Raw genomic sequence first — 8,105 nt, 5'->3', positions numbered from 1 at the left:
AGCTCACGGCCGACGGCAAAGCCTCAAAACTCGCCATCACAGCCATCATGCGAAAGCTCATCATCCTCGCAAACGCACTACTCAGGGACAATCGGACCTGGACACCATCTCTCCCTTGACCAACACGGATACTCTAGGCCCGATGCTGCATAGTTGCTCGACGCGCTGACGATGCCTCTCAGCTTCCGGGTGAACCGAGCTGCTCCGCATCCCAGAACTGGTCAAGCCAGATGTTGAGCTTCAGGAAGCCGGCATTGCTGACCGTATAGACGCGCCTGGTGCCTTCCGGCTTGGCGTTGACCAACCCCGCATCAAGCAGCACCTTCAGGTGCTGCGAAACGGCCGGGCGGGACACCGGCAAGCCGGATGCCAATTCGTTGACGGTCTTCGGTCCGCGCCGGAGCTCTTCCAAGAGATGGCGCCGGTTGGGATCGGCAATCGCCATGAAGGCGTCGGAAAGCATCATGCCTTATTTGTGGGGCAAAGCGCCTCGAATCTCAACTGTCGGCTTCAGCTTTTCTACGCGGGTCGAGCCGCAACGCTTCCGGCGTCACCGAGCGATCGGCGGGCTGGGTCTTGAAGGCATCGCGGCCTTCGATCGGCACCGGCGCGCGACGGCTGATGCGCAGCAGCGTATAGCCAGCCAGGCTGAGATGCGCGAGCGCAGTGGCCAGGAACAGCCCCTCAGGGCGCATCCAGCCCATCAGGCCGGCGGCCACCAGCGGACCGATCATCGTGCCGAAGCCATAAAGCAGCAGCAGGCCGCCCGACACTTTGACAAAGTCCTCCGATCGCGCATGGTCATTGGCATGCGCCACCGCGATCGAATAGAGCGTGTAGGCGAAGGCGCCGTAGGCGGCGGTGCAGACGATGACGAAGACGCCGGAGCGCGGTTCGAACAGGAAGATGGCGATGGCAAACAGCGCAGCGCCGAAGGCCGCGCCCGCCAGCACGAAACGACGGTCCGTCGTGTCGGAGAGCCGCCCGGCCGGAAGCTGCATGGCGGCGCCGGCGATGACCACGAGGCTCATCATCAGCGCGATCTCGGCTGTCGAGATGCCGATGCGCGCTCCATAGACGGCACCAAGTGTACCCCAGGCGCCGTTGGCGATGCCGATCAGCACGCAAGCGATCGCCGACACCGGCGAATTGACGTAGAGCCCCTTGACGTCAAGCGACACGTCCTGCAGCGGCTTGGGGTGAGACGCCGTCGAGACCGCCGTCGGGATCAGCGACAGGCAGAACAGAATGCCGGTGATCATGAACAGCGACGCCGATCTCACATCGCCGCCGGCAACGATCATCTGACCGCCCATGATCGAGGCATAGGTGACCATCATGTAGAGGCCGAAGACGGTGCCGCGGTTTTCGTTGGTGGCCTTCTCGTTGAGCCAGCTTTCGATGACCATGAAGGCGCCGGCCATGGTGAAGCCGGTGAAGGCGCGCAGCAGGATCCAGGTATATTCGTCGATGATCAGGCCGGTGAGCAGTGCGACGATCGCTCCCGATGCGGCAAAGGCGCCGAAAGCCCTGACATGACCGGCGCGGCGCACGATGCGTGGCGCAAAGAAGCAGCCGGTGACGAAGCCGCCGGCCCAAGCCGTGCCCATCAGGCCGAGCGATGCCGTCGAGAAGCCCTCCACCTGGCCGCGCAGCGGCAACAGCAGACCGTGCAGTCCGGATGCCGCCAACAGGAACGCGGTGCCGCGCAGCAGCGAGAGGATCGGTCTGTAGCTTGCGAACATTTTTCAATCCGGCTGGGGTTTAGGGCACAAGTCTGGAGACAGCGGCATTCGGGCTTTTCGGCGGCGTGCCCGAGCTTTTGGAATTACCCGCAGTAACTACCCGCGGCGAAACAGCGCCTCTGCCGCCGACTTGGTCGAGCCCTTGGTCTTGAGCTCGGCTTCCAGCCGGGCGATCTCGTCGCGCAGGATGCCGATCCGTTCGGACAATTCATCGACGGAAAGCAGCGACAGATCCTGCCCGATCTCGTGCGGGCGCGCTTTCTTCTTGGGTTCGTCGTCGAAGATCGCCATCGTCGCTCCTCCGTGATTGCCCATTTGCCTGATTTGCCAATGAGCATACATAGGGCAAGGGTATGGATGCAAATGGCGGGCAAGAGCTGGCACGAGAAACCGGCGGAGCACGACGGGAAAATTCATGGCGAACGCACAGAAAATTCCGGCGAAGATGATGGCGATCGCCATATCGGAACCGGGCGGGCCGCGGGTGCTGAAAGCGGAAACCCGCGACGTACCGGTTCCCGGTCCCGGCGAGATCCTGATCCGGGTGCGGGCCGCCGGCGTCAACCGGCCGGACGTGCAACAGCGCAAGGGCGCCTATCCGCCACCGCCGGGAGCGTCGGATCTGCCGGGCCTGGAAGCAGCAGGCGAAGTCGCTGCCCTTGGTGACGAGATATCGCGCTGGCGCGTCGGCGACCGGGTCTGTGCGCTGACGGCGGGCGGCGGCTATGCCGAATATGTCAGAGTGCACGCCGGCAGCGTGCTGCCGCTGCCCGCCGGCTTTACCTACACCGAAGCGGCGGCGCTGCCGGAAAACTACTTCACTGTTTGGCACAATGTCTTCGAGCGCGGCGGCCTGAAGAGCGGCGAGACCCTGCTCGTGCATGGCGGCTCGTCGGGTATCGGCACCACGGCGATCCAGCTTGCTGCCGCTTTCGGCGCCTATGTCGTCACCACCGCCGGCAGCAAGGAGAAATGCGACGCCTGCCTCAAGCTCGGCGCCGACCGGGCGATCAACTACCGCGAGGAGGACTTCGTCGCCGCAGTCAAGGAGGCAACCGGCGGCAAGGGTGCCAATGTCATCCTCGACATGGTCGGCGGCGACTATGTGGCGCGAAACTATGAGGCTGCAGCCATGGAAGGCCGCATCGTCCAGATCGCGACGCAGGGCGGGGCGGTGGCGAGCGCCGATTTCTTCAAGATCATGGCCAAGCGGCTCGTGCACACAGGATCGCTGCTCAGGCCACGCACCGTGGAGTTCAAGGCGGCAGTTGCGGCTGCGCTGGAGGCGCAGGTTTGGCCGCTGCTCGGCACGCGCAAGGTTGCGCCGGTGATGGATACGATCTTCCCGCTCAAGGAAGCGTGGCGGGCGCATGAGCGGATGGAGGAGGGTGAGCACATCGGCAAGATTGTGCTCGATGTCGCCTGACGGCCCGCAAACAGGCTGAACGAAAGCTTAATGGTGCAATGCAACAAACGCATTGCGGCCATGCAAAAGCGTCTGTTCAATTTTTCATCGCCGATGCCTATTTACGCGGCATCAAAACGATGGAGGACTATCATGAACCCGATCCGCGCTTTCCGTAACTGGCGCATGTACAACGAAACCGTGCGCGAACTGAACCGGCTGAATGCTCGTCAGCTCAACGACCTCGGCATCAACCGCGGCGACATCGAGAGAATCGCCCGCAAAGGGCTTTAATCTCGAGCACGATCCCGCTCGAAGACCGGGCGCTGCTTTTCGGCAACGCCGAGCCGCGGTTCGGGATCAAGCTTTAGAAGCCAGAGCCGCAGCAGACGGATTTCCGTCGCCGGTTCCGAGCCCGCCCGACCTTGGTCTGGCGGGCTTTGTCTTTTTGAAGCTTTCGACTGCATGGCGTCATCTGCCGACCCTTCGCGGTCTGCTGGTCGCGCTGCCGTGCCGTCCTTGACGCGCGCCTGCCAAAAACATTGCGAAACGGCGAGCGAGCGGTTATATAGACCGCGATTTTCCCATTTTGGTGGCTCTAAACCACCGCCCGCGCGGGAACGCGGGCGAACGAGAAGGATTTTTGTAATGGCCAATACGCTGCTGATGCCAAAGGCGACCGCCGTCTGGCTGGTTGACAACACAGCGCTTTCCTTCGAGCAGATCGCGCAGTTCTGCGGACTGCATCCGCTTGAGGTCAAGGCGATCGCCGACGGCGAGTCGGCGCAAGGCATCAAGGGCATGGACCCGATCATGACCGGCCAGCTCACTCGCGACGAGATCGCGCGCGCCGAGAAGGACGCGAACCACCGGCTGAAGCTCTCGGATCCCAAGGTGCGGGTGCCGGAATCCAAACGCAAGGGTCCGCGCTACACGCCGCTGTCGAAGCGCCAGGACCGGCCCAACGCCATCCTCTGGCTGGTGCGCAACCATCCCGAGCTCAAGGATGCGCAGATTGCCCGCCTTGTCGGCACAACGAAGTCGACGATCGACCAGATCCGCGACAGAAAGCACTGGAACTCCGCCAATCTCCAGCCGATGGATCCGGTGACGCTCGGCCTGACGTCGCAGATCGACCTCGATATGGAAATCAACCGCGCCTCGCGCGGCCGCGAGCAGGCGCAGCCGGTCGGCGATACGCTGCTGCCGGCCGCCTTGACCGAACGGCTGGTGCCGGCGCCCGAAAAGCCGAAGGACGAGGACCGCGAACTTGACGCCAACGCCGTCTTCGCCAAGCTTTCAGCGCTGAAGTCGAAGGACAAGGACGCCGACGAAGAGGAATAGGTCTGGCATCCAAAACAAAAAGCCCGCTTTCAAGCGGGCTTTTTTGTGATCTTCCGTGTCAGCTTCGCGCCGCCCGGTCCGGCGCCATGCCGTAATCCTCGCTGCGCTCCACCGCGCGATAGAAATCGGCGAGCTGCTTGCCGCGCTCCGGCTTGAAGGTGCGGCCGGCGATGACCACCGAGGCGATGCGGTCGATGCGGAAGGCGCGGAAATCGCCGCGCATCTCACACCAGGCGACCAAGGTCCACACCTTGCCCCAGAACCACAGGCCGAGCGGGCGGATGTCGCGCGCGGTGCTGCGGCCGGCCTCATCCGAATAGTCGATGGTCAGCACCTGACGTTTCTCGATGGACCGCTCGATCAGGTCGATGGCTTCGCGGGCGGCATCGCTTACCACCCACATCGGCGTGTGGATCTCGGTACGGGCGATGCGGTCCTTTTCGGCGTCGGGCAACACGGCGCCTATCTTGACCAGCGCCTCGTCGGCGGCTCGCGCCATGGCCGCGCCACCAAAGGCGCGCACCATGCGGGCGCCGGCGACCAGCGCGACGATCTCGTCACGCGTGAACATCAGCGGCGGAAGGTCGAAACCCTCCCTCATCATGTAGCCGACACCGGCCTCGCCGTCGATCGGCACGCCGGTCGACTGCAGGTCTGCGATGTCGCGATAGATCGTCCGCTCGGAAACCTCGAGCCACGTGCCCAGCTTCTGGGCGGTGACCAGACGACCACCACGCAGATGCTGCACGATTTGGAAGAGCCTGTCGGCGCGGCGCATCGTATGGTCCCTCGGCGTCTATCGTTCCAGCCCTTCGCGCTTGCGCTGCGCGGCGACGAAGGCCGCGCCGAAGGACAGTTTCTTCGTTGTCGGCGTGCTTGCGTCGACCACCCGCCAGAACGGCGCAACATCGCCCAGCGCCATACCACGCTCAAGATCCTCGTTGGCGGCCTCGGCGACGGTGCGCAGATGATAGCCGATGGTGACCGGACATGTCATCTCGGCACCGTGCTCGATGGCGAGAGCGGTGCGCAAAGCGCGGATATTCATGTCCATGCCTTCGGGGATAGAGCGGATGAATGCGTGGACCTGGCGAGCTGTAGGAACCAGCATCGGCTGGCCTTCGACGACGTCGCCGATGGTGCGTGGCGACGGTGTTATGCCGTTGATGCCAAGCGTGTTCAGCCTGTCGTTCCAGCTTTTCATCGATCGTCCTCTCGGCCATCCGGCTCCGGCGGCCATTGCACTATGGCACGAGCCTCCTGACACCATACTGTCAGGAGGCTTCAGCATGCCCATTTCAGCTCGTCGCCAGGTCGCATCCAAACGCCACGCGGAAAGCTTGCCTCAATTGCCGCCATTGCGGCGGTCGCCATACATGTCCGGCCAACCAATATCCTTGCGGATGTCCGCCGGCAGGGTGTTCATGAATCGCTGGGTGCGGATCTCATTGCGGATCGTCCGGATCTTGCCGACATAGTGCTGCACGCTACGCAGAATGGTAATACCGTTCATGGCTGGTCTCCTCTCTTTCGATGCAGGCACTATCGCACACCCCTGCTGACAGCAGTCTGTCAGGAGGGTGCGGCTCTCATGACCGGCGTTCCGATTTATCCATCGAAGTGACAAGGCAGTGCTGAAAAGAGGCTTGCCGCAGTGGAAGCCGGCGATCCCGGAGCCGCTTTGACAGCCAGCCGCGATGCTGATCAAAGGCTGCATGTCGAAACTTCTCGCGCTCGTCATCATCTTCATGATGGTCATCCAGCTCATCAAGCCGCTCGGCTGGCCCGGGCTGAAGCGGCGCAGCGATTTCTGGAAGCTGGCGCTGCTGGCGATGGCGGCGATTTCGATTACGGCGGTGCTCGGGCACTGGACGTAATGCATGTCGCGCAAAATTGTGCAGCGGTTTTGCGACAACGACATGCATAGAAACAAGAACCTGAAGCGCGTCGGATGAGACCAATCGAACGCGACGCGCTTTAGTGCGGGCGGCCCGCTACGCGACGCCCGGTTCGTTGGCGAGCACCACGCTGACCAGATGTTCCGCCCAGGCTCGGTAGCCGGCTTCCGAAGCGTGAAATCCATCCGATGCGAAGCCGGCATCGGCATCCGTGATCGGCAGCCGGGGCGCCGGTATGGCGCCGCGTTCGAGGCAAAGGCGCTCGCCCATCCGGTTCACCTCGACGGCGCGGATTTCGAGGATCTTGCCGAGCAATGGCGGCATTGCCGGAGCCCGGGTGAACTCCAGCACCGGCGACCACACCACGCGCGCTTCCGGCCATTTGGCGCGCAGCGCGTAGAGCAGGCCGCCAAACTCGCGCTTGAAGCGCGGTACGGAATGAAAATTCTTGGTGTCGTTGGTACCGATGGCCAGCACGATATGCGTCCACGGATCGGCCGATAGATTGGGCAGCACATGATCGCGGATCTGGCCAGAGGTTGCCGAGTTGAAGCCGGCCGCCCGCCAGCGCACGGTGCGGCCGGTGCGTTGCGCAATCAGAACTGCCAGTTGCGCGGCCAATCCGTTTTCGGAATTGCCGATGCCGACCGAGGCGGCGGAGGAATCGCCAAGCACCAGAACCGAGATTGCTGGCGCCAGGCCAGATATCTCGTGCATGACCGGACCTTGTGCCGGCAGCATGCGGGCGGTGCGGCGACGCACGCCAAGTCCTTGCCAGACATAAACCGGAAAGGCGAGCCAGGTGAGAAGGGTCGGAAAGCGCCGCATGGCAAGTCCCTTTTAGGGCATAGCGAACAGCACTTAGCGCATGTTGCACTGAAGGTGAACGACCTTGCAGCGACACCCTTGTCGCCTCAATGGCAGCAGTCATGTGTTCCGGATCGGTCTTCATACTCGTCGTGCAGCCGCACCCAGTCGCCGAGGCTATGATGCGGGCCAGTTTCGTTGCGGCCTTTCGGCGTCAGGTCGAGATAGTGATAGGCGCCGATCAGCGGATCGCCGCCTCTGGAGCGCGAGATGAAAGTCAGGAAGATGTCGCCTTTCTCGTCGCGATAGAACACGCTGGTGCCGGGAAGGTCTTTCGATCTCAGCGCGCGCTGCTCGAAATTGTAGGTCGTGTCGCCGGCCGCGATCTGCTTGTCGGTGAATGACACCTGCATGTCGAAGTTGAAGTCCGAAGCGTAGGACGACACCCAGTCGAATTTCCAGCCCATGCGCTGCTTGTAGGGCAGCAATTCAGCCAGTGGCGCGCGCGCTACCACGACAAGTGAGACATCGTGATGCCTGAGATGGTGGTTGGCGCCGTCGATGTGGTCGGCAAGAAATGAGCAGCCCTCGCAGCGATAATCGGCGCCCGGCCCGAACATGAAATGGTAGACGATCAGCTGGCTGTTGCCGCCGAACAGGTCGGGCAGTTTCTTTGGCCCTTGCTCGGTCTCGAAGACGTAGTCCTTGCGGATCTTCAGCCACGGCAGTTCGCGGCGTTCGGCGGCGACACGATCGCGAAAGCGCATCAATTCCTTTTCGCGCGCCAGATGCGCCTTGTGCGCCTGAAACCAGTCTTCCTGCGATACGGTCTTGTTGTTTGGCATAGGTCTGCTCCTCTTTTCACGGAGGACGATCGGCAGCGAGGAATGCCGACACAGAGCTGCA

At 62.8% G+C, this 8,105-nt stretch carries 13 protein-coding genes and 1 pseudogene; 5 read left to right on the top strand and 9 right to left on the bottom strand.

Annotated elements, in window-relative coordinates:
* Window positions 1-119, top strand: a pseudogene (locus NKI24_RS14160) (IS110 family transposase); the annotation flags it as partial.
* A gap of 59 nt (window positions 120-178) precedes the next feature.
* Here NKI24_RS14160 and NKI24_RS14155 read toward each other — a convergent pair.
* The 3 genes from NKI24_RS14155 to NKI24_RS14145 all read right to left on the bottom strand — a co-directional run bounded on the left by NKI24_RS14155 (window position 179) and on the right by NKI24_RS14145 (window position 2,036).
* Window positions 179-466 carry an ArsR/SmtB family transcription factor gene (locus tag NKI24_RS14155; protein WP_023678497.1) on the bottom strand — a complete coding sequence of 96 codons (288 nt, stop codon included), beginning with the start codon at window positions 464-466 and terminating at the stop codon, window positions 179-181.
* 31 nt (window positions 467-497) lie between these two features.
* Window positions 498-1,745 (bottom strand): MFS transporter, encoded by a 1,248-nt coding sequence (locus tag NKI24_RS14150; protein WP_023678496.1) that lies wholly within the window; start codon window positions 1,743-1,745, stop codon window positions 498-500.
* Window positions 1,746-1,841: 96 nt separating this feature from the next.
* Entirely contained in the window at window positions 1,842-2,036 is a 195-nt protein-coding gene (locus NKI24_RS14145) for a DUF1192 domain-containing protein (protein ID WP_023678495.1), read from the bottom strand.
* Window positions 2,037-2,160: 124 nt separating this feature from the next.
* Here NKI24_RS14145 and NKI24_RS14140 point away from each other — a divergent pair, with 124 nt between their 5' ends.
* Together NKI24_RS14140 and NKI24_RS14135 are read left to right on the top strand one after the other, a co-directional pair.
* Window positions 2,161-3,171, top strand: a complete 1,011-nt coding sequence (locus NKI24_RS14140; protein WP_352452476.1) for an NAD(P)H-quinone oxidoreductase — start codon at window positions 2,161-2,163, stop codon at window positions 3,169-3,171.
* A 132-nt stretch (window positions 3,172-3,303) separates the two neighbouring features.
* On the top strand, window positions 3,304-3,444 hold the full coding sequence (locus tag NKI24_RS14135; protein ID WP_023678493.1) for a DUF1127 domain-containing protein: 141 nt from the start codon (window positions 3,304-3,306) through the stop codon (window positions 3,442-3,444).
* Here the strand turns inward: NKI24_RS14135 and NKI24_RS14130 are convergent.
* Complete coding sequence (locus NKI24_RS14130; protein WP_352452477.1) at window positions 3,441-3,806, bottom strand: hypothetical protein; 366 nt, start codon at window positions 3,804-3,806, stop codon at window positions 3,441-3,443. The two genes, NKI24_RS14135 and NKI24_RS14130, sit on opposite strands and share 4 nt — an antisense overlap.
* On the opposite strand from NKI24_RS14130, the gene NKI24_RS14125 reads away from it, so the two are divergent.
* Window positions 3,799-4,494 carry a DUF1013 domain-containing protein gene (locus NKI24_RS14125; protein WP_023678492.1) on the top strand — a complete coding sequence of 232 codons (696 nt, stop codon included), beginning with the start codon at window positions 3,799-3,801 and terminating at the stop codon, window positions 4,492-4,494. The two genes, NKI24_RS14130 and NKI24_RS14125, sit on opposite strands and share 8 nt — an antisense overlap.
* A 58-nt stretch (window positions 4,495-4,552) precedes the next feature.
* Here NKI24_RS14125 and NKI24_RS14120 read toward each other — a convergent pair whose 3' ends face one another.
* From NKI24_RS14120 to NKI24_RS14110, 3 genes are all read right to left on the bottom strand, one after another.
* Entirely contained in the window at window positions 4,553-5,272 is a 720-nt protein-coding gene (locus NKI24_RS14120; RefSeq protein WP_023678491.1) for a helix-turn-helix transcriptional regulator, read from the bottom strand.
* 18 nt (window positions 5,273-5,290) lie between these two features.
* Window positions 5,291-5,698 (bottom strand): hypothetical protein, encoded by a 408-nt coding sequence (locus NKI24_RS14115; protein WP_352746016.1) that lies wholly within the window; start codon window positions 5,696-5,698, stop codon window positions 5,291-5,293.
* A 141-nt stretch (window positions 5,699-5,839) separates the two neighbouring features.
* On the bottom strand, window positions 5,840-6,007 hold the full coding sequence (locus NKI24_RS14110) for a hypothetical protein (RefSeq protein ID WP_023678489.1): 168 nt from the start codon (window positions 6,005-6,007) through the stop codon (window positions 5,840-5,842).
* A gap of 202 nt (window positions 6,008-6,209) precedes the next feature.
* Between NKI24_RS14110 and NKI24_RS14105 the strand changes: the two genes are divergently transcribed.
* Window positions 6,210-6,371, top strand: a complete 162-nt coding sequence (locus tag NKI24_RS14105; RefSeq protein ID WP_352540257.1) for a hypothetical protein — start codon at window positions 6,210-6,212, stop codon at window positions 6,369-6,371.
* A 117-nt stretch (window positions 6,372-6,488) separates the two neighbouring features.
* On the opposite strand, the gene NKI24_RS14100 is transcribed toward NKI24_RS14105, so the two are convergent.
* The gene (locus NKI24_RS14100; protein ID WP_352746013.1) at window positions 6,489-7,220 is read right to left on the bottom strand and encodes an SGNH/GDSL hydrolase family protein; all 732 of its coding nucleotides are present in this window, start codon (window positions 7,218-7,220) and stop codon (window positions 6,489-6,491) included.
* Window positions 7,221-7,306: 86 nt separating this feature from the next.
* Window positions 7,307-8,044: a DUF899 domain-containing protein gene (locus NKI24_RS14095; protein ID WP_352746010.1), complete on the bottom strand. Its 738-nt coding sequence runs from the start codon at window positions 8,042-8,044 to the stop codon at window positions 7,307-7,309.
* Window positions 8,045-8,105: the final 61 nt, after the last annotated feature.

This window comes from Mesorhizobium sp. M0701 (genome assembly GCF_040320365.1).
In the GTDB taxonomy this organism is placed as follows: domain Bacteria; phylum Pseudomonadota; class Alphaproteobacteria; order Rhizobiales; family Rhizobiaceae; genus Mesorhizobium.
This window is presented reverse-complemented; position numbering and strand designations above follow the sequence as displayed.